Annotated in this window: 25 protein-coding genes and 2 tRNA genes; 16 read left to right on the top strand and 11 right to left on the bottom strand. The window is 73.8% G+C overall.

All coding sequences use genetic code 11. The annotated features are described in order from the left end of the window. Positions 1–354: 354 nt before the first annotated feature. Together ACZ4WZ_RS11150 and ACZ4WZ_RS11155 are read right to left on the bottom strand one after the other, a co-directional pair. Positions 355–867 (bottom strand): pyridoxamine 5'-phosphate oxidase family protein, encoded by a 513-nt coding sequence (locus tag ACZ4WZ_RS11150; protein WP_467888154.1) that lies wholly within the window; start codon positions 865–867, stop codon positions 355–357. Positions 868–1,029: 162 nt separating this feature from the next. Continuing rightward, entirely contained in the window at positions 1,030–1,668 is a 639-nt protein-coding gene (locus ACZ4WZ_RS11155; RefSeq protein ID WP_467888157.1) for a PadR family transcriptional regulator, read from the bottom strand. 194 nt (positions 1,669–1,862) lie between these two features. Here ACZ4WZ_RS11155 and ACZ4WZ_RS11160 point away from each other — a divergent pair, with 194 nt between their 5' ends. Further along, on the top strand, positions 1,863–2,594 hold the full coding sequence (locus ACZ4WZ_RS11160) for an SDR family NAD(P)-dependent oxidoreductase (RefSeq protein WP_467888159.1): 732 nt from the start codon (positions 1,863–1,865) through the stop codon (positions 2,592–2,594). Continuing rightward, positions 2,591–3,481, top strand: a complete 891-nt coding sequence (locus ACZ4WZ_RS11165) for an alpha/beta hydrolase (protein ID WP_467888162.1) — start codon at positions 2,591–2,593, stop codon at positions 3,479–3,481. Before ACZ4WZ_RS11160 ends, ACZ4WZ_RS11165 begins: the two co-directional genes overlap by 4 nt. 8 nt (positions 3,482–3,489) lie before the next feature. Here ACZ4WZ_RS11165 and ACZ4WZ_RS11170 read toward each other — a convergent pair. Continuing rightward, positions 3,490–3,564, bottom strand: a tRNA-Ala gene (locus tag ACZ4WZ_RS11170). Positions 3,565–3,628: 64 nt separating this feature from the next. Here ACZ4WZ_RS11170 and ACZ4WZ_RS11175 point away from each other — a divergent pair. Both ACZ4WZ_RS11175 and ACZ4WZ_RS11180 read left to right on the top strand, forming a co-directional pair. Further along, positions 3,629–3,988, top strand: coding sequence for a hypothetical protein (locus ACZ4WZ_RS11175; protein WP_467888165.1), 360 nt, complete (start codon positions 3,629–3,631; stop codon positions 3,986–3,988). Positions 3,989–4,039: 51 nt separating this feature from the next. Further along, positions 4,040–4,113: transfer RNA gene (locus tag ACZ4WZ_RS11180), tRNA-Lys, on the top strand. A gap of 79 nt (positions 4,114–4,192) precedes the next feature. Here ACZ4WZ_RS11180 and ACZ4WZ_RS11185 read toward each other — a convergent pair. Together ACZ4WZ_RS11185 and ACZ4WZ_RS11190 are read right to left on the bottom strand one after the other, a co-directional pair. Next, positions 4,193–5,164 (bottom strand): acyl-CoA dehydrogenase family protein, encoded by a 972-nt coding sequence (locus ACZ4WZ_RS11185; protein WP_467888168.1) that lies wholly within the window; start codon positions 5,162–5,164, stop codon positions 4,193–4,195. Beyond that, complete coding sequence (locus tag ACZ4WZ_RS11190) at positions 5,164–6,309, bottom strand: acyl-CoA dehydrogenase family protein (RefSeq protein WP_467888171.1); 1,146 nt, start codon at positions 6,307–6,309, stop codon at positions 5,164–5,166. Before ACZ4WZ_RS11190 ends, ACZ4WZ_RS11185 begins: the two co-directional genes overlap by 1 nt. 151 nt (positions 6,310–6,460) lie before the next feature. On the opposite strand from ACZ4WZ_RS11190, the gene ACZ4WZ_RS11195 reads away from it, so the two are divergent. From ACZ4WZ_RS11195 to ACZ4WZ_RS11215, 5 genes are all read left to right on the top strand, one after another. Then, the gene (locus ACZ4WZ_RS11195; protein WP_467888173.1) at positions 6,461–7,243 is read left to right on the top strand and encodes an SDR family oxidoreductase; all 783 of its coding nucleotides are present in this window, start codon (positions 6,461–6,463) and stop codon (positions 7,241–7,243) included. Positions 7,244–7,258: 15 nt separating this feature from the next. After that, positions 7,259–7,909, top strand: a complete 651-nt coding sequence (locus ACZ4WZ_RS11200) for a TetR/AcrR family transcriptional regulator (RefSeq protein WP_467888176.1) — start codon at positions 7,259–7,261, stop codon at positions 7,907–7,909. Between the two features lie 16 nt (positions 7,910–7,925). Continuing rightward, a complete protein-coding gene (locus ACZ4WZ_RS11205; RefSeq protein ID WP_467888178.1) occupies positions 7,926–9,083 on the top strand; it encodes an acetyl-CoA C-acetyltransferase in 1,158 nt (385 codons plus the stop codon). Between the two features lie 213 nt (positions 9,084–9,296). Then, a complete protein-coding gene (locus ACZ4WZ_RS11210; protein WP_467888182.1) occupies positions 9,297–9,500 on the top strand; it encodes a cold-shock protein in 204 nt (67 codons plus the stop codon). Positions 9,501–9,601: 101 nt separating this feature from the next. Beyond that, positions 9,602–11,281 carry a DEAD/DEAH box helicase gene (locus tag ACZ4WZ_RS11215; RefSeq protein ID WP_467888183.1) on the top strand — a complete coding sequence of 560 codons (1,680 nt, stop codon included), beginning with the start codon at positions 9,602–9,604 and terminating at the stop codon, positions 11,279–11,281. A gap of 110 nt (positions 11,282–11,391) precedes the next feature. Here ACZ4WZ_RS11215 and ACZ4WZ_RS11220 read toward each other — a convergent pair whose 3' ends face one another. The 5 genes from ACZ4WZ_RS11220 to ACZ4WZ_RS11240 form a co-directional block, all read right to left on the bottom strand. Beyond that, positions 11,392–12,342: a tyrosine-protein phosphatase gene (locus tag ACZ4WZ_RS11220; RefSeq protein WP_467888186.1), complete on the bottom strand. Its 951-nt coding sequence runs from the start codon at positions 12,340–12,342 to the stop codon at positions 11,392–11,394. 29 nt (positions 12,343–12,371) lie between these two features. Beyond that, positions 12,372–13,439: an NAD(P)H-dependent flavin oxidoreductase gene (locus tag ACZ4WZ_RS11225; RefSeq protein ID WP_467888593.1), complete on the bottom strand. Its 1,068-nt coding sequence runs from the start codon at positions 13,437–13,439 to the stop codon at positions 12,372–12,374. Positions 13,440–13,506: 67 nt separating this feature from the next. Beyond that, positions 13,507–14,241, bottom strand: coding sequence for a CoA-transferase subunit beta (locus ACZ4WZ_RS11230; protein WP_467888189.1), 735 nt, complete (start codon positions 14,239–14,241; stop codon positions 13,507–13,509). After that, a complete protein-coding gene (locus tag ACZ4WZ_RS11235; protein WP_467888191.1) occupies positions 14,238–15,089 on the bottom strand; it encodes a CoA transferase subunit A in 852 nt (283 codons plus the stop codon). The genes ACZ4WZ_RS11230 and ACZ4WZ_RS11235 overlap by 4 nt, the downstream gene beginning before the upstream one ends. Then, positions 15,086–15,859 carry an enoyl-CoA hydratase family protein gene (locus ACZ4WZ_RS11240; protein ID WP_467888194.1) on the bottom strand — a complete coding sequence of 258 codons (774 nt, stop codon included), beginning with the start codon at positions 15,857–15,859 and terminating at the stop codon, positions 15,086–15,088. Before ACZ4WZ_RS11240 ends, ACZ4WZ_RS11235 begins: the two co-directional genes overlap by 4 nt. A 56-nt stretch (positions 15,860–15,915) precedes the next feature. Here ACZ4WZ_RS11240 and ACZ4WZ_RS11245 point away from each other — a divergent pair, with 56 nt between their 5' ends. From ACZ4WZ_RS11245 to ACZ4WZ_RS11260, 4 genes are all read left to right on the top strand, one after another. After that, positions 15,916–16,755: an SDR family oxidoreductase gene (locus ACZ4WZ_RS11245; protein WP_467888197.1), complete on the top strand. Its 840-nt coding sequence runs from the start codon at positions 15,916–15,918 to the stop codon at positions 16,753–16,755. Position 16,756: 1 nt separating this feature from the next. Continuing rightward, complete coding sequence (locus ACZ4WZ_RS11250; RefSeq protein ID WP_467888199.1) at positions 16,757–17,665, top strand: SDR family oxidoreductase; 909 nt, start codon at positions 16,757–16,759, stop codon at positions 17,663–17,665. 926 nt (positions 17,666–18,591) lie between these two features. After that, positions 18,592–19,245: a DUF4360 domain-containing protein gene (locus ACZ4WZ_RS11255; protein WP_467888202.1), complete on the top strand. Its 654-nt coding sequence runs from the start codon at positions 18,592–18,594 to the stop codon at positions 19,243–19,245. Positions 19,246–19,287: 42 nt separating this feature from the next. After that, positions 19,288–19,986: a DUF4360 domain-containing protein gene (locus ACZ4WZ_RS11260; protein ID WP_467888205.1), complete on the top strand. Its 699-nt coding sequence runs from the start codon at positions 19,288–19,290 to the stop codon at positions 19,984–19,986. 202 nt (positions 19,987–20,188) lie between these two features. On the opposite strand, the gene ACZ4WZ_RS11265 is transcribed toward ACZ4WZ_RS11260, so the two are convergent. Further along, positions 20,189–20,854 carry an HAD family acid phosphatase gene (locus tag ACZ4WZ_RS11265; protein WP_467888207.1) on the bottom strand — a complete coding sequence of 222 codons (666 nt, stop codon included), beginning with the start codon at positions 20,852–20,854 and terminating at the stop codon, positions 20,189–20,191. Positions 20,855–21,059: 205 nt separating this feature from the next. On the opposite strand from ACZ4WZ_RS11265, the gene ACZ4WZ_RS11270 reads away from it, so the two are divergent. From ACZ4WZ_RS11270 to pepN, 3 genes are all read left to right on the top strand, one after another. Beyond that, positions 21,060–21,878: a serine protease gene (locus tag ACZ4WZ_RS11270; RefSeq protein WP_467888210.1), complete on the top strand. Its 819-nt coding sequence runs from the start codon at positions 21,060–21,062 to the stop codon at positions 21,876–21,878. 263 nt (positions 21,879–22,141) lie between these two features. Then, positions 22,142–22,462 carry a chorismate mutase gene (locus ACZ4WZ_RS11275; protein WP_125817182.1) on the top strand — a complete coding sequence of 107 codons (321 nt, stop codon included), beginning with the start codon at positions 22,142–22,144 and terminating at the stop codon, positions 22,460–22,462. 180 nt (positions 22,463–22,642) lie between these two features. Next, positions 22,643–25,156: an aminopeptidase N gene (gene pepN, locus ACZ4WZ_RS11280; RefSeq protein WP_467888213.1), complete on the top strand. Its 2,514-nt coding sequence runs from the start codon at positions 22,643–22,645 to the stop codon at positions 25,154–25,156. Positions 25,157–25,222: the final 66 nt, after the last annotated feature.

Below are 25,222 nucleotides of genomic sequence, written 5' to 3' on the forward strand. Positions count from 1 at the left end.
CCCGTGTCCCCGGCAGTGCCCCCGCCGTGCGAGCGGCGGGTCCCCTCATACGGTCCGTACAAGGGCGTACGGAACTCCGACACCGCGCCCGCCATGGCTCCTTTGGGATGCCGGGCTCGCACCGCTCGGCCGCGGGCGGCCTCCCGGGCTTCGCCCGGCTGCGCCGGCCTCCGGCCGTCGGTGCGCGGCCCGTGTCCCCGGCAGTGCCCCCGCCGTGCGAGCGGCGGGTCCCCTCATACGGTCCGTACAAGGGCGTACGGAACTCCGACACCGCGCCCGCCATGTCCCCGACCAGGGATGGCGGGCGCGGTGGCGTGTCCGGCCAAGGGGGCGTTGTCCCAGCGCCGCCGTGCTTCAGGGGGTGGGGTCCTCGCGTGGGGGTTCGTCGTCGTTGCCGCGGCGGAGGGTGCGCGTTCCGTGGGCCGGGGTCCACGAGCGGATCACCAGGTCCTCGCCGTCGACGGCGATGTGGACCACCTCGGTCAGGTCGGCGTGGAAGAGGTGGAAGGGGTGTGCCGGGGCGTCGGTCTCCTCCGCGTACCGGTGCAGTTCCGGCGGCTCCAGTACCTCCACCGCGCGCCCCGAGATCCGTACGTCGCCGTCGGGCATGGTGTCGCCCTCGCCGGGGTTGGTGTGCAGGGCGAAGCGCGGGTCGCGCTGGAGGTCCCTGGCCTTCATCGAGCCCGCCATCATGCCGAGCCACAGTTCCCCGCCCCGGAACTCCACGTTGAGTCCGGTCACCCGGGGCGAGCCGTCCTTGCGCAGGGTGGCCAGGACGTGGTGCGGGAACTGGGCGAAGCGGGCCCGCACGGCCGCCGCGAATTCCGGTTCCGCCTTCTCGAACGCTGCCCAGTTGTTCGTCGTCATCTCGGTCTCCTCGCATGATGTCGCAGGCCGGGCCCCTGCTGCCCTGGCGTCTGGGGGCGTGGGGACATCTTCGGTGAAGCGGGCGCTCGGATGCCGCTTCTGTCCGGTGGACGCGCGGACGCGCGGACGCGCCCGTGCTCGCGCCGCGGGAGCCCGGCGCCCCTACGGGCGCTTTGCCGCGCCTTCGGAGGCCGCGCGCGCCGCCTCCAGGGCGTCGATGTCCTCCAGCATCGCGGCCGCGAGGTCCCGCTCGGAGGTGTAGTACCGCTCCGCCCACCTGAGGGTCAGCGCCGGGTACGCCCAGGCCGCCTCGTCCTGGGCGCCCTCCGCGTCGGCCTCCGCGCGGCGGCGCATCCCCTCCGCGAACTCCTGGTGCCCGAGCAGTACTTCGCGCATCTGCTCCGGCTCCAGCAGATGGCCCAGCCACAGCCGCAGCATCGGCCCGTGCTTGAGGACCGGCGGGTCGACCGGTGCCTCGCGCGCCCACCTGCGTACGGCGGCCATGCCCTCGTCGGTGATCCGGTACACGCGCTTGTCCCGGGTGCCGGATTCCTGGGAGACCATCCGCGAGGAGGTGTAGCCGGCCTTCTCCAGGCGCTTCAGCTCGCTGTAGATCTGGCTGAAGGAGGGGCTCCAGTAGAAGAAGCGCAGCGACCGGTCCGACCACTTCTTCAGGTCGTAGCCGGACAGTTCCTCGCCGAAGGAGAGCAGTCCGAGGACCGCCCAGCTGGTCGCGGGGAGGGCGCGCGGGTGCGCCCCCGCCGGCGTCTCGTCTGCCGTCTCGGCCGTCTCGTCTGCCACGCAGCGCAGTCTACGACCGGTCGCGCGAGGGCCCTTCCCCCTGCCGTAAGTGACTGCTAGAAGTATTCCTGTTCGTCATGTGGGGTGCGGCGCGCCGTGTCCTCTTCCCGAACCCCCGCTGGAGGGACCTTCCGTGAAGTTCCAGGAGAAGCCCGCGTACCGGGTGCGTCCCGGCGCCCGCGGCGGGGTCTGAGATGGCCTCGCTGGAGGGGAAGGTCGTCGTCATCACCGGAGCCGGACGCGGCCAGGGCGCCGCCGGGGCCCGGCTGTGCGCGGGGGCCGGGGCGCGGGTCGTCGTCACCGACGTGCGTGAGGAGGAGGGCCGGGCGGTCGCCGCCGAACTGGGCACCGGCCAGGGCCTGTACGTACGGCACGACGTGGCCGACGCCGACAGCTGGGCCGGGGTGGTGCGGGAGGCGTTGGCCGCCTTCGGTACGGTCTCGGCGCTGGTCAACAACGCCGCCCTGTGGCGCACCGCGCACGTCGAGGAGCAGAGCGCGGAGGGCTTCGAGGAGCTGCTGAGGGTCAACCTGCTGGGCCCGTTCCTCGGCATCCGGGCGCTGGCCCCGGTCCTGCGCGCCGGCGGGGGCGGTTCCGTCGTCAACATCTCCTCCACCGCCGGGCTGGTCGGCATCCCCGGCCACGCGGCGTACGCGTCCACGAAGTTCGGGCTGCGGGGCCTGACCCGGTCGGCGGCGCTGGACCTCGCCGGGGACGGGATCCGGGTCAACTCGGTGCACCCGGGGGCCGTCGACACCCCGATGGTGGCCGCCGCGGTCGCCGGGCGGGACTGGTCGCACGTGCCGCTGGGGCGGATGGGCAGGCCGGGGGAGGTCGCGGAGCTGGTGCTGTTCCTGTGCTCGGACGCGTCCTCGTACGTGACGGGCGCGGAGTTCACGGTCGACGGGGGGATGACGGCGCGATGACGCGGGACGAGCTGTCCGGGGCCGCGCGGCGGCTGTGCGACGCGATGGCCGCCCGGTTCCCCGGGCCCGGGGACGCCGGCGCGCTGCGGGCCGCGGTGGCCGCGGGGGGCGCGGTGCGCCCGGCGGGGCCGGAGGTGGCGTCGGTGTACGACACCACCGCGGGCGGGGTGCCGGTGCGGGTCTACGACCCGGCGCCCGGGGCGGCGGGGCGGCCGCTGGCCGTGTACTTCCACGGCGGCGGCTGGGTGATGTGCGGCCTGGACACCCACGACGCCCTGTGCCGCGCCCTGGCCGCGGCCTCCGGGGCGGTGGTCGTCTCCGCGGGGTACCGGCTGGCCCCGGAGCACCCCTGGCCGGCGGCGGCCGACGACGCGCTCACCGCCCTGCTGTGGGCACGGGCCGAGGCGGTCCGGCTGGGCTGCGATCCGGGCCGGGTGGTGGTGGCGGGGGACTCCAGCGGGGGCAACCTGGCGGCGGTCACCGCGCTGCGGGCGCCGGAACTGGTCGCCGGGCAGCTGCTGGCGTACCCGCCGCTGGACGCCTCGATGGACTCCGCGTCGGTGGCGGCGTACGGGCGCGGCTACTTCCACACCGCCGCGCACATGGGCTGGTACTGGGACCAGTACGGCGGCGACCCCGCTCACCCGCACGTCTCGCCCCTGCGGGCGGCCCGGATCGCGGGGCTCCCGCGCACGCTGCTCGTCCTCGCGGACTGCGATCCGCTGCGGGACGAGGGGCTGGCGTACGCGCGCCGCCTGGGCCGGGCGGGCGTGGACTGCGAGGTCCGGCTCTACCCGGGGGTCTTCCACGGCTTCCTGGGCCTGCCGCTGCCGGCGGCGGAGGCGGCGGTGGCGGGAGCGGCGGCCTGGCTGGCGGGCACCGGCTGAGGGAGAGGGGCGGGGCGGCCGGATTCGAACCGGCGTCCTCCTCCATGCTGTGTAGGCGCACTGCCTCTGTGCTACGACCCCGCTTGTGTGCGATCTTAACCGCCGCCGGGCGGGCCCCGCACCGGGTATTCCCGGCATGATGTGTCCATGCCTGGTTTCCTGCTGCGTGCCTGCCTGCTCCTCGCCGTGGAGGCCGGAGCAGCCGCGCTGCTGCGCGATCCCGGGACGCCGTGGATCCCCGTACTGCTGGCGGTGTTCGTGGCCGGCTCGGCCGTACCGCACGGCACCGAGGCGGAGTTCGCGGGCCGCTTCCTCGTCGCTCTCACCGCGGTGGGCGCCGCCCGGCTGGGGGCCGCGGCCTGGGAGGGGCACGGCCTGCCGGCCACGGTGGGCCTCGGGGCGCTGCTGCTGCTCCAGACGGTGGCGCTGCTGCGGCTGTCGCTGCGCGCGCGCCGCCGTCGGACCGGGCGCCGGCGCGCCCCCGCGGGCGGCCGCGGCGGCCGGTGACGGCCGGACGATTTGGCGCACCCGGGCGGACCGGGTATTTTTCCTGTCGAGGCGCCGCTAGCTCAGTTGGTTAGAGCAGCTGACTCTTAATCAGCGGGTCCGGGGTTCGAGTCCCTGGCGGCGCACCCTTTCCTTCGGGCGGTTCCCGGTTCACCGGGAACCGCCCGAAGTGCTTTCCGGCCCGGCCGTGATCCGCCGGACCCCCTATGCCAGCGCCTCCGCCCGGCACTGCGACGGGCCGCCCCACGCGTCACGCAGCGGGCGGGCCTTGAGCAGCCACAGCGACAGGTCCAGTTCCCGGGTGTAGCCGACCGCCCCGTGCAGCTGGAGGGCGGTGAGCGCGGCCGCGTACGCCGCCTCCCCGGCGGTCAGCTTCGCCGCCGCCACGTCCCGGCGCGACAGGGACAGCGCGGCCGCCCACAGCAGCGGCCGGGCGAACTCCAGCGCCAGCAGGGTGTCCGCCAGCCGGTGCTTGACCGCCTGGAAGCCGCCGATCGGCATCCCGAACTGGGTGCGCCGCTTCGCGTACTCCACCGTCCGCGCCAGCAGCGCCTCGCCGACGCCCAGGCACTGGGCCGCCGTCAGCAGCCGCGCCCAGCGCAGGGCCGCCCCGGCCGCCGCCGTCACCGCCGGGCCCGCCGCCAGCAGCTCCCCGGCGGCGGCCGGCCGGTACAGCCGCCGCGCCGGATCGGTCGAGGCCAGCGGCTCCCCGGGCCCGTCTGCCAGCCACAGCTCGCCCGCCGCCGTCACCGCGAACCGGTGCGTCGCCGCGTCCGCGTCCAGGGCGTACGGGGATCCGCCCGGCAGCGTCAGCGTCGCCGAGGACCCGCCCGAGGCCAGTCCCGGCAGGAACCGCTCCGCCGGCTTCCCGTCGTCCAGCCCGGCGAGGAGCACCGCGGCCGCCGCCGTCTCCACCACCGGCCCCGCAACGCCCGCCCGCCCCAGCTCCACGAAACCGAGCGCCAGCTCCACCGGCAGCGGGCCCGCGCCGTCATACGCCTCCGGCGCGGCCAGCGCGAACAGGCCCGTACCGGCGAGCCGGGCCCACAGCGCCCGCCCGGGCCCGTGCTCCCCGGCCGCCCAGGCCCGCGCCGTCGCCGGGACCCCGGCCGCGGCCAGCAGGGAGCGCAGGGTGCGGACGTACTCGGACTGTTCCGCGGTCGGCAGGAAGCGCATCAGCGGCGGCCCTTCGGGAGGCCGAGCAGCCGCTCGGCGATGATGTCGCGCTGGATCTCGTTCGTGCCCGCGTAGATCGGCCCGGCCAGCGAGAAGAGCCACGGCTCCGCCCACTCGCCGTCCGCGAGCTCCGCGTCCGCGCCCAGCAGGTCGAGGGCCGTCTCGTGCAGGGCGATGTCGTACTGCGACCAGAACACCTTGTTCAGGCTGGACTCGGCGCCGATCCGCTCGCCCGCCGCGAAGCGGGAGGCGCCCGCCCAGGTGAACAGCGCGTAGGCGCGGGCCCCGACCACCGCGTCCGCGACCCGGTCCCGCAGCGCGGTGTCGGAGGGGTCGCCCCGGTCGCGCCACAGCCGGGCCAGCCGGTCGGCCGCCGCCAGGAACCGGCCGGGGGAGCGCAGGGTCAGCCCCCGCTCGTTGCCGGTGGTGGACATCGCGATCCGCCAGCCCTGCCCGGGCTCGCCGATCACGTCCTCGTCGGGGACGAAGACCCCGTCCAGGAAGAGCTCCGCGAAGGCCGGCTTGCCGTCGAGGCGGCCGATGGGCCGTACCGTCACCCCCGGGGCCCGCAGGCCGAACATCAGGTACGTCAGCCCCTGGTGCGGCTCCGGCGCCCCGGGGTCCGTGCGGAAGACGCCGAAGGCCCGGTCGGCGAAGGCGGCCCGCGAGGACCAGGTCTTCTGCCCGGACAGCAGCCAGCCGCCCTCCGTCCGTACCGCCTTCGAGCGCAGCGAGGCCAGGTCGGAGCCGGCCTCCGGCTCCGACCAGGCCTGCGCCCAGATCACCTCGCCGCTCGCCATGGGGGGCAGTACGCGCGCCCGCTGCGCGGCCGTGGCGTGCTCGAAGAGGGTGGGGGCCAGCAGGTTGATGCCGTTCTGCGAGACCCGGCCGGGTGCGCCCGCCGCCCAGTACTCCTCCTCGAAGACCAGCCACCGCTCGAGGTCCGCGCCCCGGCCCCCGTACTCCTCGGGCCAGGACACCACCGACCAGCGGTCCGCGTGCAGCAGCGCCTCCCATTCCCGGTGCGCCGCGAAGCCTTCGGCGGTCTCCAGGGAGGGCAGGGGGCGGGCGGGGACGTGGGCGCGGAGCCAGTCGCGGGCCTCGGCCCGGAAGGCCTCCACCCCGGGGGAGTGGTCGAGGTTCATGAGGCGGCACATCCTTCCCTAACAAGTGTTTGGTAGGTTAACGTACGGCCATGAGCAGAGTCGAGGAGTCGCGCACCGGAGCCCGCGGCCGGCTCCGCACCCCCCGCACCACCGCCGAGCGGAACCCCGGCCTTCCAGAGGAGGTACGGGCATGACCGCGCCCCCCTACGTCCCGGCCCACGGGCTGCTCAAGGACCGCACCGCCGTCATCACCGCCGCCGCCGGAGCCGGTATCGGCGGCGCCACCGCCCGCCGCTTCCTGGAGGAGGGCGCGACCGTCCTGATCAGCGACGCCCACGCCCGCCGCCTGAAGGAGACCGAGGAAGCCCTCACCGCCGCGTTCGGGCCCGGCCGCGTCGCCTCCCTGCCCTGCGACGTCACCGACGGGCACCAGGTCGAGACCCTCTTCGCGCACGCCGAACGGCTCCACGGCGGCCTCGACGTCGTCGTCAACAACGCCGGCCTCGGCGGCACCGCCGAACTCGTGGACATGACCGACGACCAGTGGGACCGGGTCCTCGACGTCACCCTGAACGGCACCTTCCGCTGTACCCGCGCCGCGCTGCGCTCCCTGAAGGCCTCCGGACGCGGCGGAGTCGTCGTCAACAACGCCTCCGTCATCGGCTGGCGCGCCCAGACCGGCCAGGCCCACTACGCCGCCGCCAAGGCCGGAGTGATGGCCCTGACCCGCTGCGCGGCGCTGGAGGCCGCCGGGTTCGGCGTCCGCGTCAACGCGGTAGCCCCCAGCCTGGCCATGCATCCGCACCTGGCGAAGGTCACCAGCGAGGAGCTGCTGCGCGAACTGACGGCCCGCGAGGCCTTCGGCCGGTACGCCGAGCCGTGGGAGATCGCCAACGTCATCGTCTTCCTGGCCAGCGGCTACTCCTCGTACATGACGGGCGAGACGGTGTCGGTCAGCAGCCAGCACGCCTAGGCCGAGAATGGGCACGTGCCAACGAACCAGCCGAACGCCCGGCCGAACGCCCAGCCGGGCGCGAAGAAGAAGACGCACGTGACCGCCTCACCGGAGCGCCGGCGGGAGCTCCTCGCCACCGCCGCCGAGGTCTTCGCCGCCCAGGGCTACAACGCCACCACCGTCCGCAAGATCGCCGACGCCGCCGGGATGCTCGCCGGCAGCCTCTACTACCACTTCGATTCCAAGGAATCGATGCTCGACGAGATCCTCTCGGCGTTCCTGACCGAGCTGTGGGCGGGGTACGACACCGTCCTCGCCGCCGGTCTCGGCCCCAGGGAGACCATCGAGGCCCTCGTCACCGAGTCCTTCCGGGAGATCGACCGGCACCGCGCCGCCGTCGCGATCTACCAGAAGGAGGCCCGCGCCCTCTCCGCGCAGCCCCGCTTCCACTACCTCTCCGACTCTCAGGTCAAGTTCGAGAAGGCGTGGCTGGGGACGCTGGAGCGGGGGGTCGACGCCCAGGTCTTCCGTGCCGACCTCGACATCCGCCTCACCTACCGCTTCGTCCGCGACACGGTCTGGGTCGCGGCGTCCTGGTACCGGCCGGGCGGCCAGCACAGCCCCGAGGAGATCGCCCGCCAGTACCTGTCGATGGTGCTGGACGGGATCGCCGTACGCCCCTGACCCGGAGGAGCCCGCCATGCCCGAGGCCTACATAGTCGACGCCGTACGCACCCCCGTGGGGCGGCGCGGCGGCGGCCTGTCCGCCGTGCACCCCGCCGACCTGGGCGCGCACGTCCTGAAGGCGCTGGTCGAGCGGTCCGGGGTCGACCCGGCCGCCGTGGAGGACGTCGTCTTCGGCTGCCTGGACACCGTCGGGCCGCAGGCCGGCGACATCGCCCGCACGGCATGGCTGGCGGCGGGCCTCCCGGAGGAGGTGCCCGGGGTGACGGTGGACCGGCAGTGCGGGTCCTCGCAGCAGGCCGTGCACTTCGCCGCGCAGGGCGTCCTGTCCGGGACCCAGGACCTGGTCGTCGCGGGCGGCACCCAGAACATGTCGATGATCCCCATCGCCTACGCCTCCCGCCAGGCCGCCGAGCCGCTGGGCCTCACCGAGGGCCCCTACGCGGGATCGCGCGGCTGGCGAGCCCGGTACGGGGACGCGCCGGTCAACCAGTTCCACGGGGCGGAGCTCATCGCCGCGAAGTGGGGGATCTCGCGGCGGGACATGGAGGAATTCGCGCTGCGCTCCCACCGGCGGGCGGTCCGCGCCATCGACGAGGGCCGCTTCCGGCGGGAGACCGTCGCCTACGGGGAGGTCCGGGTGGACGAGGGCCCGCGCCGGGACACCACCCCGGAGAAGATGGCCGGCCTGAAGCCGGTCGTCGAGGGCGGCACCATCACCGCGGCCGTCTCCTCCCAGGTCTCGGACGGCGCCGCCGCCCTGCTGATCGCCTCCGAACGGGCGGTCGCCGAGCACGGCCTCACGCCCCGCGCCCGCGTCCACCACCTGTCGGTCCGCGGCGAGGACCCCGTCCGCATGCTGTCGGCCCCGATCCCGGCGACCGCGTACGCCCTGAAGAAGACCGGCCTCACCCTGGACGCGATCGACCTGGTCGAGATCAACGAGGCCTTCGCGCCGGTGGTGCTGGCCTGGCTGAAGGAGACGGGCGCCGACCCGGACCGGGTCAACGTCAACGGCGGCGCCATCGCCCTGGGCCACCCGCTGGGGGCGACGGGCGCGAAGCTGATGACCACGCTGCTGCACGAGCTGGAACGCACGGGCGGCCGCTACGGGCTCCAGACCATGTGCGAGGGCGGCGGGCAGGCGAACGTGACGATCATCGAGCGGCTCTGATCCGGCTCCGGCGGGGCCCCGCCGCGGCCCCGCCGCGGTTCGAGTGGCGCAGGTCGCAGCGGCGCGGGCCCGAGGTGTGCTAGCTTTGGAGCCGTTGCAGTTGTGGTACCCATGAACATTATGTGCGCCTGACGGGATTGCTCCGCAGGCGCTTTTATTGTTTTTCCCGGAATCTCCCGGATGGGGCCCTTGCCGCCTATTCAGGAGATCCAAATGGCTAACGGTACCGTGAAGTGGTTCAACTCGGAAAAGGGCTTCGGCTTCATCGAGCAGGACGGTGGCGGCCCGGACGTCTTCGCCCACTACTCGAACATCGCCACCCAGGGCTTCCGTGAGCTGACCGAGGGTCAGCGCGTGTCGTTCGACGTCACCCAGGGCCAGAAGGGCCCCCAGGCGGAGAACATCCTCCCCGCCTAAGTTCTTCAGCATGCCGGGGTCCGCACCGCACGGTGCGGGCCCCGGCTTGTCTGCTGTCTCCACCGTTGTTCGACCTGCCGGTTTCAGGAGGGCTTTTCCGCATGACCAGCTCCAGCTCCGCACGACCCAGCCGCCGCCCCACCCGGGGCCGAGGTGCGGCCCAGGGACGTCCGAAGGCTGGCGCGGGACGGCAGAAGTCCGCACCCGTCGCCCGGCCCCAGGAATTCACCATGCCCGAACCGCAGACCCCGGCCCTCCCGCCGGTCGCCGCGTTCGAGGACATGGACATGCCCGAGGCGCTGCTGAAGACCCTCGCCGCCCAGGGCGTGACCGAGCCGTTCCCGATCCAGGCCGCCACCCTGCCGAACTCGCTCGCCGGCCGTGACCTGCTCGGCCGCGGCCGCACCGGCTCCGGCAAGACCCTCGCCTTCGGCCTGGCCCTGCTCGCCCGCACCGCCGGCCGCCGCGCACAGCCCAAGGCGCCGCTCGCGATGGTCCTCGTACCGACCCGCGAGCTGGCCCAGCAGGTCACCGACGCCCTGAGCCCGTACGCCACGGCCGTCAACCTGCGCATCGCGACCGTCGTCGGCGGCATGTCGATCAACCGGCAGTCCGGCGCCCTGCGCCGCGGCGCCGAGGTGCTCGTCGCCACCCCCGGCCGCCTCAAGGACCTCATCGACCGCGGCGACGCCGACCTCTCGCAGGTCTCCGTCACCGTCCTCGACGAGGCCGACCAGATGACCGACATGGGCTTCATGCCGCAGGTCACCGCCCTGCTCAAGCAGGTCGAGCCCGGCGGCCAGACCATGCTGTTCTCGGCGACCCTCGACAAGAACATCGACAAGCTCGTCAAGATGTTCCTGACCGACCCGGTCGGCCACTCCGTCGACCCGTCGGCCGGCGCGGTCACCACCATGGAGCACCACGTCCTGTACGTCATGGACGAGACCGACAAGAAGGCCGTGGCGACCCGCATAGCGGCCCGCGACGGTCGGGTGATCATGTTCGTGGACACCAAGCGCGGGGTCGACCGCATGGTCAAGCGGCTGCTCGCCGACGGCGTCCGCGCCTCCGGCCTGCACGGCGGACGTTCCCAGCCGCAGCGCAACCGGACCCTGGACTGGTTCAAGACCGGCGAGGTCACCGCGCTGATCGCCACCAACGTCGCCGCGCGCGGCATCCACATCGACGACCTCGACCTCGTCGTCAACGTGGACCCGCCGACCGACCACAAGGACTACCTGCACCGCGGTGGCCGCACCGCCCGCGCCGGCGAGTCCGGCAGCGTCGTCACCCTGGTCCTGCCCGAGCAGAAGCGGGACATGACCCGCCTGATGTCGGACGCCGGGATCAGCCCGCGCACCGCGCAGGTCAAGTCCTCCGACGCGGAACTGTCCCGCCTCACCGGCGCCCGCGAGCCCTCCGGCATCCCCGTCGTCATGGAGGTGCCGCAGCCCCCGCAGCCCAAGCGCACCGGATCGGGATCCGGATCCGGATCCGGTTCCTCGCGCCGCCGCTCCGGCGGCCCCCGCGGCGGCTCCGCCACCGGCTCCGCCCCCGCGGCCGGCGGTCGCGGCCGGCGCTCCGGCGGCGCCGCCTCCGGGCAGGCCACCGCCTCCGGCTCGGGCCAGGCCCGCCGCGGCCAGGGCGGCGGCCAGGGCACCGGCGGTGCCCCCGCCCAGGGCCGCCGCTCCGGCGGCTCGGTCTCCGGCGGCGCCGCCGCGGCCTCCGCGCGCAGCCGCGTCGGCACCGGCGGCCAGGGCCGCCGCCGGGCGGTCTGACCCCCGGCACGACGACGAGGACGCCGGGCGGCACGCAGCACGTGCCGCCCGGCCTCGGCATGTCCGGCCCCGGACGGCTGCCGGAGGGCTACCGGGCGGCTGCCGGAGGGCTACCGGACCAGCTTGTCCTGGAGCTTCACCAGCGTCCGCAGGTCCAGGCCCAGCCCGTCCGTCAGGTAGCCGTAGAAGCTCCCGTAGTCGGCCTCCAGCTGTCCCGTCGCCGCGTCCAGGTAGTCCTGGCGGACCTCCTGGAGCGGGATCAGCAGGTCCGGGTTCTGCATCCGCCCCGACTGCTTGAGAACCTCGCGCACCCGGGCGTCGTACGCCGCCCGGAAGGTGTTCGAGGCCAGGTAGTCGCGCTCGGCCGTCTCCTGCGGCACGGCCAGCGCACGCAACAGGACGTAACTCAGCCAGCCCGTCCGGTCCTTGCCGGAGGTGCAGTGGTACAGCAGCGGGCCCTGGCTCCCGTCCGCGATCTCCCGCAGCGTCGTCGCCAGCTGCGCCCGGTTCTCGGGACCGGTCACGAAGGTGCGGTAGATGTCCCGCATGTACGCCTCCGCGCGCCCGCCGCCGAGCATCTGCTCCTGCTTCACGGGGTCACCCGTGGCTATCGCACCGACCAGGGTGCCGTACAGGCCCAGGTCGCTGATCGGACGGGACGTGACGGAGAGCCCGGACGGCAGCCGGTCGGCGCCGTCGTACTGGAGCTCCAGCGGGATGCGGAAATCGACGACCTTCGTGAGGCCGAGACCCGCGACGGCGGTGACGTCCGCCGCCGTCAGCCTGCTCAGCGCGTCGGAGCGGTACACCAGCCCCTGACGGACCTGACCGCCGGTGTAGGTGCGGTAGCCGCCGACGTCCCGGACGTTGACGGCGCCCTGGAGGGGGATCTGACGGATCGTTTCCGCCAGCGGGTCCTGGTGCTGCGCCGGACGGTGGCGCGGGTGCCCGGCGGAGGCGGCGCTGTCCGCCGGCGCCGCGTACGCGGAGGCGGGCAGGGCCCCGAGGGCGAGGGCGGCGGCGACCGCCGCGGTGGCCAGGCGGGTTCGGGCACGGCTCATCGTGCGACTCCTGTAACGGAGAAGGGGGATCACCCTGGGGGTGGCAGGGTGCGGAGCGAGTGCAGTGCTTCGAGTACCTGCTGTGCTTCGGCCATGACGCCGGAGACGAGTTCCGCACACGACGGCAGATCCTCGATCACCCCCGCGACCTGGCCCGATGCCATGACACCGAGGTCCGTACGGCCCTCGACCATGGACGCCTTCAGGAGCATCGGGGTGTTCGCGGCCAGCAGGACCTGGCTCCAGGACAGGTCCTTGCCGTGCTTCATCGCCAGGCCGTCGCGCACCAGCCGCGTCCAGCTCAGGCCCGACAGCCTCCGGAAACCCGCCGCGTGCCGGACCGCCCTGACCAGCGCCCCGGCGCGGCCGGACCGCTCCAGGGACGCCACCAGTTCGGTGCGCAGCATCCGGTGCGGCAGCCCGTCCACGGCCGTGGTGACGGTGACGTCCTTGACCGTGGCCTTCAGGTACTCGGCCTTCACGGCGTCCGGGACCGTGGAATCGGAGGTCAGCAGGAAACGCGTACCCATCGCGATGCCCGCCGCCCCGTAGGCCAGGGCCGCCACCAGCCCACGGCCGTCACGGAAGCCGCCCGCCGCCACCACCGGGATGTCCACCGCGTCGACCACCTGCGGCAACAGCACGGTCGTGGCCACCTCCCCGGTGTGCCCGCCGCCCTCCCCGCCCTGCACGATCACCGCGTCCGCACCCCAGGCCGCGACCTTCTCGGCGTGCCGGCGCGCCCCGACCGAGGGGATCACCACCACCCCGGCGTCCTTCAGCCGGGCGATCAGCTCCCGGGAAGGGGCGAGCGCGAACGAGACCACCCGCACGCCCTCGTCGATGACCAGCCGCACCCGCTCGGCCGCGTCCCCGGAGTCCGCCCGCAGGTTCACCCCGAACGGCGCGTCCGTACGCGACCGGACCTCCCTGACCGCCGCCCGCAGCTGCGGCATGGTCATCGTCGCCGAGGCCAGGACGCCGAGTGCCCCCGCGTTCGCCGCCGCCGACACCAGCCGCGGCCCGGCCACCCAGCCCATGCCCGTCTGCACGATCGGGTACCGGACCCCGACCAGCCGGGTCAACGCCGTCTCCATCGTCCCCGTCGTCCCCATCGCCGCCTCCCCGCCGTTCCGCCCATTCGCCCTCCCCGTGCCCGACGCCTCAGACCCGGACCTCCCGGTCGCGCAGGCCCCGGGGGTCGATCACCTCGCGGATCAGCCGCAGCTCCTCGGCGCTCGGCTCCCGCGTGTACGGGACCCCGTCCGCGACCGCCAGCTCGAACCCGGTCGCCGCGCGGACCTGCCCGACCGTGACGCCCGGGTGCAGCGACACCAGCCGCATCGAGCGGTCCGGGCCGGCGAAGTCGAACACCCCGAGATCGCTGACCACCCGGGGCAGCCGGTGGAAGCGGGTCACCCCGGCCGCCTCCGCACGGTCGTGGCCTACCCCGCAGACCATGTCGACGCGCTCGACGAACACCCGCGGGGAGTGCCTCGGGATCCAGTAGCTCACCGGGTTGTTCAGGGTGTTCACGGGTGCGCCGCGCACCCCGAGGAGCTGACGGGAGGGCCGCTCCCAGTCGCCGACGCAGGAGATGTTCTGGTTGCCGTACCGGTCGATCTGGCTGGCGCCCATCATCACGTGCCGCCGGCCGCCGGCGACCATCGTCAGGTGGCGGCGGTACGGCAGCCAGCCCTCGGCCGTACCGTCGAGGCCGACCAGCATGGCCTCGCCGTCGGTGAGCAGCAGGTCGGGGGCGAAGGTGTGCTTGGCGAGCCGGGCGCCGAAGGAGGGGATCAGCCCCATCGGGCTGGCCAGCACCTCGCCGTCGCCCCGCCAGGCCTCGGCGCAGGCGATGACGCAGTACTCCGGTCGGGTGGCGGTCGCGGCGGTCACTGCTGCTCCTCGTGCCAGGTCCGGACGGCGGTCCGGTAGTCGTGCTCGCTCGCGCCGGCCAGGAAGCGGGCGGCGAACTCGGGCCAGGGGGTGGACGCGTACAGCTTCTGGAAGGCCTCGTCGCGGTCGTAGTCGGGCACGCAGGAGGTGAAGTGCGCGCCGTTCGGGGCCTCCACGACCCCGGTGACGGAGTGCCGGCTGACGAGGAGGGACTGCGGCGGCCCCGACTTGGCCAGCTCCGCGCTCTCCACGAGCTGCTCGCAGGAGACGTACGCGGCGTCGGCGGCCTCGCAGAAGAGGTCGTCGAAGTAGGGGTCCGGGCCCAGGTACTGGGCGTTGCCGAGCCGGTCGGCGCGGTTGAGGTGGACCAGGGCCGCGTCCATGCGCAGGGCGGGGACGGCGACGAACTCCTCGCCGTCGGCGTACGGGGAGGTGACGGTGCGCAGTTCGGGGTTGACCCGCATCACGTCGGAGCCGAGGCCGGCCCGCACGGGCATGAACGGGAGCCGGTTCGCGGCGGCGTGCAGCCCCCACATGAGCATGGCCTCGTCGTACTCGGTGAGGGCGAGGGTCCCGCGCTCGCGGGCGGCCCGGAAGTTCGGTTCCAGGGCGATGGAGTCGAGGGTGGCGAAGGGGGCCACCAGTCTGCGGATCCGGCCGGCGGCGGCCAGCAGCCCGACATCGGGGCCGCCGTACGAGACCACGGTGAGATCGGTGATCTCCGAGCGGAGCAGCGCCCGCACCAGGGCCATCGGCTTGCGCCGGGAGCCCCAGCCGCCGATGCCGAGGGTCATCCCGCTGCGCAGCTGCCCGACGACCTCTTCGAGGGTCATGCTCTTGTCCGTCATGCGGTGTCTCCCCAATCCTTCCCGGGGGCGGAGCCCTTCCCGAACGTGTCGCGGACCCGGTCGGCGACCCCGCTGAGGTTGGCCTCGAAGGTGAAGCCCTGCTCGAAGCGGTAGCTGCGCCGCACGTCCACCGGGTCGATGCCGTTGATGGCGGCCTTGGCCAGGCGGATCAGGTATGCGTCCTTCTTCGCGATCTCGGCCGCCAGCTCCAGGGCCGCCTCCCGCAGCCGCTCGGGCGGCACCACCTTCCAGACGGAGCCGTGCGCGTGCAGTTCGGCGGCGGTGACGGTGCGCGAGGTGTAGTACAGGGCCCGCATCAGGTGCTGCGGGACGAGCCGGGCCAGGTGGGTGGCGGCCCCGAGGGCGCCCCGGTCGAGCTCGGGCAGGCCGAAGACGGCGTCCTCGCCCGCCACGATCGCGTCGGCGTTGCCGACGAGGCCGATGCCGCCGCCCAGACAGAAGCCGTTCACGGCGGCGACCACCGGCACCTCGCACTCGTACACGGCGGCGAAGGCCTCGTAGCAGCCGCGGTTGGCGCCGACGAGGGCCCCGTGCCCGGAGTCGCGCTGCATCTCCTTGATGTCGACCCCGGCGTTGAAACCCCGGCCCTCGGCAGCCAGCACCACGCAGCGCACCGCGGGGTCGCGGCCCGCCGCGCGCAGGGCGTCGGCGAGGTCGTACCAGCCCTGGACCGGCAGCGCGTTGACGGGCGGGAAGTCGGCTGTGACGAGTGCGATGCCCTTGGCGGGGCCGGAGGTGGAGACACCCATGAGAGGATCAGCTACCTTTCCACCAAACATTTGTTAGGTGAGGAAGGTAGCAGCCGATGGAGCTCAACGGGAGGGTCGTGGTCGTCACCGGCGGAACCCGGGGCGTGGGCGCCGGGATCGCGCGTTCGTTCCTCACGGCGGGGGCGGAGGTCGTCGTCTGCGCGCGGCGGGAGCCGCGGGAGCCGGTGGCGGCGGACGGGCGGCAGGCCGCCTTCACCGCCGTGGACCTGCGCGACGGGGCAGCCGTACGGGAGTTCTTCGACGCGGTCGCCGGCCGGTACGGGCGGCTCGACTGCCTGGTGAACAACGCGGGCGGCACCCCGTACCGGCTGCTGGGCGAGGGCGGGGCCGAGCGGCACGCGCGGGTCGTCGAGCTCAACCTGGTGGCCCCGATGACGGCCTCGCTCGCCGCCTACCCGTGGCTGCGCGAGAGCCGGGGCTCGGTCGTGATGATCGGCAGCGTCAGCGGGACCCGCCCCTCGCCCGGGACGGCGGCCTACGGCGCGGCCAAGGCGGGCCTGGAGAACCTGGCCCGCTCGATGGCGGTGGAATGGGCGCCCCGGGTACGCGTCAACTCGCTGGTCCTGGGCATGGTGCGGACCGAGCTGGCGCACCTGCACTACGGGGACGAGGCGGGCATCGCGGCGGTCGGTGCCACCGTGCCGCTGGGCCGGCTGGCCGAACCCTCCGACGTGGGGGAGGCGGCGGTGTTCCTGGCCTCGGACCGGGCGGCGTACGTGAGCGGAGCGAGCCTGCTGGTGCACGGGGGCGGGGAGCGCCCGGCGTTCCTGGACGCGGCGACGGTCAACGGGGCGAGGGGCGGCGGGGCGACGGTCAACGGGGCGAGGGGCGACGGGGCAGTGGCCGGCGGGGCAGTGGTCGGGGAGGAGAGCTGAGATGGGCATGGCGCAGGGACGCGTGGTGATCGTGACGGGCGCGGGACGGGGACTGGGCCGGGCCCACGCCTTGGCCTTCGCGGCGGAGGGCGCGCGGGTGGTCGTCAACGACCTCGGCGTGGACATCGACGGGCGGCCGGGGCCCGACAGCCCGGCGACGCTGGTCGTGGAGGAGATCCGGGCGCTGGGCGGGCAGGCGGTGGCGCACGGCGGGGACATCGCGTCGGAGGGGGGCGCGGCCTCGCTGGTGGACTGCGCCGTCTCCTCCTTCGGCGGGCTGGACACCCTGGTGAACAACGCCGGGTTCCTGCGGGACCGGATGCTGGTCAACCTGGGGGAGGCCGACTGGGACGCGGTGATGCGGGTGCACCTGAAGGGACACTTCCTGCCGCTGCGGTCGGCGGCCGCGTGGTGGCGGGCCGAGGCGAAGGCCGGGCGGCAGCGGGCCGCCCGGGTGGTCAACACCTCCTCGGGCGCGGGGCTGCTGGGCTCGGTCGGCCAGGGCAACTACAGCGCGGCCAAGGCGGGCGTCCTCGGCCTGACCCTGGTGGCGGCGGCCGAGATGGCCCGGTACGGGGTCCAGGTCAACGCCATCGCCCCGGCGGCGCGGACCCGGATGACCGAGGAGACCTTCGCCGAGTCGATGGCGGCGCCGGGGGAAGGCGCCTTCGACGCGATGGCCCCGGAGAACGTGTCCCCGCTGGTGGTGTGGCTCGGCTCGGACGCCTCCGCGGGGGTCACGGGGCGGGTGTTCGAGGCGGAGGGCGGCCGGATCACGGTGATGGAGGGCTGGCGCCCGGGCCCCACCACCGACCGCGGCGCCCGCTGGACCCCGTCGGAGGCGGGCGAGGCGGCGGCGAAACTCCTGGCGGCATCGCAGCCGCCGCTGCCGGTGTACGGAGCCCGGTAGGCGGGGTAGCGGCGGCTGGGGGAGGGCCTCCGACGACCGGGCCCGGCCTCCCGGCACCGAGTCGACCCGCGCCACGGCCGGGCGGCGACGCTCCGGGTCCCGGGGACGTTCCAGACCCGCGCGGCCGCCGGGCCCCAAGGCCCGCGCGGCCCGGCTCTGGGCGGGCCAGCGGTTGGAGGGGCCGGTCCCGCGCGGGTCGGGTCCCGTCCGGCCGGCTTCGGGTGGTCCGGCGCGGTCCGGCTCCGGCCAGCCGTCCGGCCCCCAGTGGTTGGAGGGGCCGGTCCCGCGGGGGTCTGGTCCCGTCCGGCCTCGGGCGGTCCTGCCCGGCGCGGTCCGGCCGGCCGTGTGCGGCCGTCGCGGGGTTCGGCTTCGCGGGGATCCGGCCTCTCCGGCGCCGGTCGGCCGGCTTCGGATGGTGCGGCCCGGGTGGTCCGGCCCTGCGCGGGTTCGGACCTGTCCGAGGGCCGGTCCCGTCCGGCACCCCGGCGCGGCCCGACGGGTCGGCGTGGTGTGGCCCGGCCGTGCGGGGGCCTTGCCGCGCCCCCGGCCTCCGCCCGTTCCCCGGGCTGCGAACGGCCCCTCTGGGGTGGCGCGCCTCGGATGCCGGCCTCCGAGGCGCGGGCGCGGAGCCCCGGGTGCTGGAGGTCGGAACGCGCGCGGTCGGGGGCGGCCCCGGTCGCGGCCCGGGCGGGTGGTGCATCAAAAGGGCCATCGTGCGGGCCGCGGTGGATCAGCCCGTCCGTGGTCGCGCTGATGGGCGGCCCCGGGCACGGGCGGGGCGCGCCCGTTCCGGCCAGGAAAGGGGCGCGGTACGCGCGACGGCGGCCTTGGCCGTATCCCGTCCTCCCCACCCCGACGGCAGCGTGATGGCATGTGCACGCCGAATCCGGCAAACGTTCCCGTCCGCGTGAAAGGGAGAACCGAACATGCCGCTCCGCAGAATCGCCGTCGGCGCCGCCGTCGCAGTGCTGTCGGCCGTGGCCCTGCCCGCCCAGGCCCAGGCAGGCCCGTCCTACGTCCCGCCGCCCGGCCGCGTCACCGTCGACGTCGTCGGCGTCAACGGCTCGGGCTGCCCCCAGGGCACCGCCAACGTCGCCGCCGCCTCCGACAACACGGCCTTCACCGTCACGTACAGCAACTACCTCGCGCAGACCGGAGGCGGCTCCGGCGGCACCGAGTTCCGCAAGAACTGCCAACTGGCCCTGCGGATCCACGTCCCCCAGGGGTACACGTACGCCATCGCCCGCGCCGACTACCGCGGCTTCGCCCACCTCCAGCGCGGGGCCTACGGACAGGAGCGCGCGAACTACTACTTCCAGGGCGCGCCCCAGACGGCCCGCACCACCCACCAGTTCAACGGTCCCTTGACGGACAACTGGCAGGCCGGCGACCGCACCGAGTACGCCGACCTGGTCTGGGCTCCCTGCGGCGAGGAGCGCAACCTCAACGTCAACACCGAACTGCGGGTCTACGCGGGCACGTCGAGCCCGCAGACGCTGAGCTTCATGAGCATGGATTCGACGGACGGCAGCGTCAGCACCGTCTACCACTTCGAGTGGAAGGAATGCCCCGCCAGCTGACGCCAGCGCCTGAGACCGATCCGGAGGTCAGGAGTGACAACGATGTCTCACCCCCTGTCCCGCAACCGCACCCGCACCCGCACCCGCGTCCTGCTCGTCGGCGCCGCGGCCGCCGCCCTGGTCACCGCGTCCACTCCCGCCGTGGCCGCGGGCCCGATCACCGCCCCGCCCGACAAGATCGTGATCGAACTCGCCACCGTCAACGGCTCCGGCTGCCGCGAAGGCACCGCCCAGGTCGCCGTCGCCCCCGACAACACGGCCTTCACCGTCACGTACAGCGACTACATGGCGCAGGTCGGCCCGGGCGCCCCGCCGACCGCCTTCCGCAGGAACTGCCAGCTCAATCTCCGCGTCCACGTGCCGTCCGGCTTCACCTACGCCATCGTGCAGGCCGACTACCGCGGATTCGCGTTCCTCCAGCCCGGCGCCTGGGGCCAGGAGAGGGCGAGCTACTACTTCCAGGGAATGCCGCAGACGTCCCAGCGGACCCACCAGTTCACCGGCCCCCTCAACGACAACTGGCAGACGAGCGACAAGACCGAATACGCCGACCTCGTCTGGGCTCCCTGCGGTGAAAAGCGGAACTTCAACATCAACACCGAACTGCGCGTGAACGCCGGCACCTCCAACCCGCAGACCTCCACGAGCTTCATGGCCATGGACTCCACCGACGCCAGTGTCAGCACCCTCTACCACCTCGCCTGGCAGGTCTGCCCGGGCGGCGGCCCGAAGAAGGCCTAACCCGAGGAAGGCCCAACCCGAGGAAGACCCGGAGCCGCGAAAGGCCGCGGGCCCGGCCCCCTGGCGAGGGGTCGGGCCCGCGGCTTCACTCGTGCGTTGCCATATGACTACCCGCTACGTCGGCGCGTTGAACCGCGGCCGGACCACCAGGTTGTCCGCCGACCGCCGCGACCGCCCGCGGCGGTCGCCCGGGCCGCGCCGGTCAGGACAGCTTGCCGCCGTAGTCCGGCAGCTTGACGGTGCGTTCGGCGTGGCCGCCGACGAGGTCGCTCTCGTTGTTCCCGATGTTGGCGATGATCGTGTAGCCGCGCGCCTCGATCTCCGCGCGCTTGGCCGTCTTGTACGCGCTGACCTGCTCGAACAGTGCCGGCAGGTCCCGTACGTACAGTCCGTCGACCGGGTAGCCGACCGCCTTCAGGTTGTGCTCGGTCAGGGAGTACACGATCCCGGGCCGGGCGGTGACGAAGAAGATCGCCACGCCCCGGTCGTCCGCGTACCGGGTCAGCGCGCGCACCTTCTCGATGGCGGGCGTGGGGAAGGTCCAGAACCAGTGGAAGTCCGTCTCCAGCGAGGAGTTGTCGATGTCGAGGACGATCGCGGGCTTCTCGCCGGCCGGGGAGGCGGCGATGCGCTGCTCGATGGCGGGGCGCGCGGCGTCGATGACGGCGGCCACGTCGCGCTGCCACGTGGCGTAGTCGATGCCGAGGATCGCCGCGTTGCCGCCGGGTGCGGAGGCGGTGACCGCGGCCGGGGCGGCCGCGGGGGCCGCCTCGGCGGCGGTGGCCGGCAGCAGCGTCATCACGGCGGCGGCGACGGCCACGCCGGCGGCGGCGGTACGGGACATGGGGATGCGGCGGGTGCTGCGCATGGGGGGCGCTCCTCGGTCACGGCTTGACATGTACTGACCAGGGTTGGCCAGAACCGCACCCCTGTCTACTGGCCGGTAGGAAACTTTTCGTGGCCGCCCGATGAATGGTGTTCCGTCCCCCGGACGGGCGGGCCGGAACTTGTCCGAAAAGGCGGTCTTGATGGCGCCGCTCCGGCGGTTGTGTCATGGACGCGTCATTCACCCGATGGCACGCACAGCCCAACCCCCCACGAAAGGCAGTGTGTTGACCGTGACCACCCTTGGCCGGATCGTCAAGCGCGCCCTCGCCGTCGGCGCCGTCACCCTCGCCGCCGTCAGCCTCCAGCCCGCCGGCGCCAACGCCTCACCCACCCCCGTCGTCGGCGGAACCCGCGCCGCCCAGGGGGAGTTCCCCTTCATGGTGCGCCTCTCCATGGGCTGCGGCGGATCCCTCTACACCCAGCAGATCGTCCTCACCGCCGCCCACTGCGTCAGCGGCTCCGGCAACAACACCTCCATCACCGCCACCGCCGGCGTCGTCGACCTCAACAGCTCCAGCGCGATCAAGGTCAGGTCCACCAAGGTGCTCCAGGCCCCCGGCTACAACGGCAAGGGCAAGGACTGGGCCCTGATCAAGCTCGCCCAGCCCATCAACCTGGCCACCCTCAAGATCGCCGACACCAAGGCCTACGACAGCGGCACCTTCACCGTCGCCGGCTGGGGCGCCGCCCGCGAAGGCGGCAGCCAGCAGCGCTACCTCCTGAAGGCCCAGGTCCCCTTCGTCTCCGACGCCTCCTGCCAGAGCGCCTACGGCAACGACCTCGTCCCCAGCGAAGAGATCTGCGCCGGCTACGCCCAGGGCGGCGTCGACACCTGCCAGGGCGACTCCGGCGGCCCCATGTTCCGCCGCGACAGCAGCAACGCCTGGATCCAGGTCGGCATCGTCAGCTGGGGCGAGGGCTGCGCCCGGGCCGGCTACCCCGGCGTGTACACCGAGGTGTCCACCTTCGCCGCCGACATCAAGGCCGCGGCGGCCACCCTCTAGTCCCGGCCCCTCCGCCCGTCCTTCCGGCCGGACCGAACCGGCCGGAAGGACGAGCGCGACGCCCCGGACACCACCACGTCACCGGCACCAGCACCGGCCCCGAAGCCCTGATCCGCACCGCCGGACCGCCACCCGCCCCGACGGCTCCCTCCCGGCCGGGCCCGCCCCCGCCGCCGGCCGCCGTGAGCCCCCGGCCGCACCCCGCGTCTCACGGACCGACTGACAGAGGTGACGGCGACGCCCGGCACGTATTCTCGGGAACCATGAACAACAGCGACATCGACGAGATCGACGAGAACGTCACCGCCGAACTGTCCCGCCTGCGCGACAGCATCGACAACATCGACGCGGCCGTGGTCCACATGCTCGCCGAGCGCTTCAAGTGCACCCAGCAGGTCGGCCACCTCAAGGCCAAGCACCAGCTGCCCCCGGCCGACCCGGGCCGCGAGGCCAGCCAGATCGCCCGCCTGCGCCAGCTCGCCGAGAGCGCCAAACTCGACCCGGCCTTCGCCGAAAAACTCCTCAACTTCATCATCGCCGAGGTCATCCGCCACCACGAGACCATCGCCGCGGGCGAGGAGTAGCACCCACCGGGGCCGGCAGCCGGGCCGACACCCGGCCCCGGCCGAGCCCCGGCCCCGGCTCCCGGCAGACGCCCGGCCCCGGCCGAGCCCCGGACGACGCCCCGCCCCGGCAGACACCCCCGCCGACGACCGGCCCCGCCAGCCCTGGGAGCCGCCGCGGCCATCCGGCAGCATGGGCCCATGACCGCACTGACGCGCAACGAAGCGCAGCTCCGAGCCCAGCTCCTCGACGTCCACCACTACGTCGTCGGCCTCGACCTCACCACCGGCGACGAGACCTTCGAATCCGCCACCGTCATCCGGTTCACCGCCCGCACCGCCGCGGACACCTTCATCGAGCTCAAGCCGGACGCACTGCACTCCGCCACCCTCGACGGAACCCCCCTCGACCCCGCCACCCTCACCGGCAACCGGCTCCCCCTCACCGGCCTGACCCCCGGCCCCCACGAGCTGCGCATCGACGCCCGCATGCGCTACTCCCGCACCGGCGAGGGACTCCACCGCTTCACCGACCCCGCCGACGGGGAGACGTACGTCTACTCCCAGATGTTCATGGACGACGTCCAGCGCGTCTTCCCCGCCTTCGACCAGCCCGACCTGAAGGCCGTCTTCGAATTCACCGTCGCCGCCCCCACCCACTGGACCGTCCTCACCAACAGCGTCACCACCCGCGTCGTCGACCGCCCCGCCACCGGCGACACCGCCGCCGCAGGCCTCTGGCAGTCCGTCACCACCCCCCTCATCCCCAGCTACCTCGCCGCCGTCGCCGCCGGCCCCTGGCACAGCGTCACCACCAGCCACGCCGGACTGCCCTTCGGCATCCACTGCCGCCAGTCCCTCGCCCCCCACCTCGACGCCGACGCCGACGAGATCCTCTCCGTCACCACCGCCTGCTTCGACCGCTACCACGAGAAGTTCACCGAGCCCTACCCCTTCGACTCCTACGACCAGGCCTTCGTCCCCGAATTCAACGCGGGCGCCATGGAGAACCCCGGGCTCGTCACCTTCCGCGACGAATTCGTCTTCCGCTCCGCCGTCACCGACACCGAACGCCAGCGCCGCGCCATGGTCATCGCCCACGAAATGGCCCACATGTGGTTCGGCGACCTCGTCACCCTCGCCTGGTTCGACGACATCTGGCTCAACGAATCCTTCGCCGAATACATGGGCTACCAGACCCTCACCGAAGCCACCCGCTTCACCGGCACCTGGACCGAATTCGGCATGGAACGCAAGCCCTGGGGCTACGCCGCCGACCAACGCCCCTCCACCCACCCCGTCGCCCCCGGCCCCGACGACGTCCCCGACACCGCCTCCGCCCTCCTCAACTTCGACGGCATCTCCTACGCCAAGGGCGCCTCCGCCCTGCGCCAGCTCGTCGCCTGGCTCGGCGAGAAGGACTTCCTCGCCGGCATCAACACCCACTTCACCCGCCACAAATTCGCCAACGCCTCCCTCGCCGACTTCGTGGACTCCCTCGCCGCCCACACCGACCGCGACGTCCACACCTGGGCCGACACCTGGCTGCGCACCACCGGCATCGACACCCTCACCCCCCGCATCGAGGAGAACACCGGCGGCTGGACCCTCACCGTCGACCGCCACGGCAGCCGCCCCCACCGCATCACCGCCGGCACCTACGACCACACCGCCGACGGCACCCTCGAACGCACCGAACTCCTCGACCTCGACGTCCCCACCGACGAGGTCCTCTCCGCCACCGGCCCCCGCCCCGCCCTCCTCGTCCTCAACGACGGCGACCTCAGCTACGCCAAGATCCGCCTCGACGACACCTCCCTCGAAACCGCCCGGCGCAACCTCTCCCGCATCCCCGACCCCCTCACCCGCGCCGTCGTCTGGGGCTCCCTGCGCGACATGGTCCGCGACGGCGAACTCGCACCCGCCGCCTACCTCGCCACCGCCGAAGCCCACCTCCCCGACGAAACCGACCTCGCCGTCGTCCAGGGCGTCCTCACCTTCGCCCGCGACCACGTCGCCGACTCCTACACCGCCCCCGACCAGCGCACCGCCGCCCTCACCACCCTCACCGGCATCGCCCGCGCCCTCCTGCGCCGCACCGAGGACGGCACCGAACCCGGCCTGCGCCTCGCCGCCGTACGCGCCCTCATCGACAGCGCCACCCAGCCCGACACCCTCACCGCCTGGCTCACCGACGGCACCGTCACCGGCGGCCCCGAACTCGACCCCGAACTGCGCTGGCGCATCCTCGCCCGCCTCTGCGTACTCGGCGCCGCCGACGCCACCGCCATCGACGCCGCCCTCGCCGCCGACCCCAGCGCCACCGGTCAGCAGGGCGCCGCCCGCTGCCACGCCTCCCTGCCCACCCCCGAAGCCAAGGCCGCCGCCTGGCAGCGCCTCTTCCACGACGACACCCTGTCCAACTACCTCTTCACCGCCACCGCCCACGGCTTCTGGCAACCCGAACAGGCCGACCTCGTACGCGACTACGTACCCCGCTACTACCCCGAGGCCGTCGCCCTCGCCGCCCGCCGCGGCCCCGCCATCGCGGAAGCCGCCGGCCGCTGGGCCTTCCCCACCCACGCCGTCGACCGGGCCAACCTCCAGGCCGGCCACACCTGCCTCGAAAACCCCGAGATCATCCCGATGCTGCGCCGCGCCCTCACCGACCAGCTCGACGACCTCGCCCGCGCCCTGCGGGTCCGGGGCACCTGACCCGCCCCGACCCCTCCCGTCGGGCGGCCACCGCACCGCGCCGCCGCCCGACGGGCCCACCCGCGT

This window comes from Streptomyces sp. NPDC029122, from assembly GCF_055569445.1.

Bases quoted from the DNA above. Each gene is read 5' to 3' on its own strand.
- ACZ4WZ_RS11150 (WP_467888154.1), bottom strand. From the start codon at position 867: ATGACGACGAACAACTGGGCAGCGTTCGAGAAGGCGGAACCGGAATTC.
- ACZ4WZ_RS11160 (WP_467888159.1), top strand. From the start codon at position 1,863: ATGGCCTCGCTGGAGGGGAAGGTCGTCGTCATCACCGGAGCCGGACGC.
- ACZ4WZ_RS11165 (WP_467888162.1), top strand. From the start codon at position 2,591: ATGACGCGGGACGAGCTGTCCGGGGCCGCGCGGCGGCTGTGCGACGCG.
- ACZ4WZ_RS11175 (WP_467888165.1), top strand. From the start codon at position 3,629: ATGCCTGGTTTCCTGCTGCGTGCCTGCCTGCTCCTCGCCGTGGAGGCC.
- ACZ4WZ_RS11185 (WP_467888168.1), bottom strand. From the start codon at position 5,164: ATGCGCTTCCTGCCGACCGCGGAACAGTCCGAGTACGTCCGCACCCTG.
- ACZ4WZ_RS11190 (WP_467888171.1), bottom strand. From the start codon at position 6,309: ATGAACCTCGACCACTCCCCCGGGGTGGAGGCCTTCCGGGCCGAGGCC.
- ACZ4WZ_RS11195 (WP_467888173.1), top strand. From the start codon at position 6,461: ATGACCGCGCCCCCCTACGTCCCGGCCCACGGGCTGCTCAAGGACCGC.
- ACZ4WZ_RS11205 (WP_467888178.1), top strand. From the start codon at position 7,926: ATGCCCGAGGCCTACATAGTCGACGCCGTACGCACCCCCGTGGGGCGG.
- ACZ4WZ_RS11210 (WP_467888182.1), top strand. From the start codon at position 9,297: ATGGCTAACGGTACCGTGAAGTGGTTCAACTCGGAAAAGGGCTTCGGC.
- ACZ4WZ_RS11215 (WP_467888183.1), top strand. From the start codon at position 9,602: ATGACCAGCTCCAGCTCCGCACGACCCAGCCGCCGCCCCACCCGGGGC.
- ACZ4WZ_RS11220 (WP_467888186.1), bottom strand. From the start codon at position 12,342: ATGAGCCGTGCCCGAACCCGCCTGGCCACCGCGGCGGTCGCCGCCGCC.
- ACZ4WZ_RS11225 (WP_467888593.1), bottom strand. From the start codon at position 13,439: ATGGAGACGGCGTTGACCCGGCTGGTCGGGGTCCGGTACCCGATCGTG.
- ACZ4WZ_RS11235 (WP_467888191.1), bottom strand. From the start codon at position 15,089: ATGACGGACAAGAGCATGACCCTCGAAGAGGTCGTCGGGCAGCTGCGC.
- ACZ4WZ_RS11240 (WP_467888194.1), bottom strand. From the start codon at position 15,859: ATGGGTGTCTCCACCTCCGGCCCCGCCAAGGGCATCGCACTCGTCACA.
- ACZ4WZ_RS11245 (WP_467888197.1), top strand. From the start codon at position 15,916: ATGGAGCTCAACGGGAGGGTCGTGGTCGTCACCGGCGGAACCCGGGGC.
- ACZ4WZ_RS11250 (WP_467888199.1), top strand. From the start codon at position 16,757: ATGGGCATGGCGCAGGGACGCGTGGTGATCGTGACGGGCGCGGGACGG.
- ACZ4WZ_RS11255 (WP_467888202.1), top strand. From the start codon at position 18,592: ATGCCGCTCCGCAGAATCGCCGTCGGCGCCGCCGTCGCAGTGCTGTCG.
- ACZ4WZ_RS11260 (WP_467888205.1), top strand. From the start codon at position 19,288: ATGTCTCACCCCCTGTCCCGCAACCGCACCCGCACCCGCACCCGCGTC.
- ACZ4WZ_RS11265 (WP_467888207.1), bottom strand. From the start codon at position 20,854: ATGCGCAGCACCCGCCGCATCCCCATGTCCCGTACCGCCGCCGCCGGC.
- ACZ4WZ_RS11270 (WP_467888210.1), top strand. From the start codon at position 21,060: ATGGCACGCACAGCCCAACCCCCCACGAAAGGCAGTGTGTTGACCGTG.
- ACZ4WZ_RS11275 (WP_125817182.1), top strand. From the start codon at position 22,142: ATGAACAACAGCGACATCGACGAGATCGACGAGAACGTCACCGCCGAA.
- pepN (WP_467888213.1), top strand. From the start codon at position 22,643: ATGACCGCACTGACGCGCAACGAAGCGCAGCTCCGAGCCCAGCTCCTC.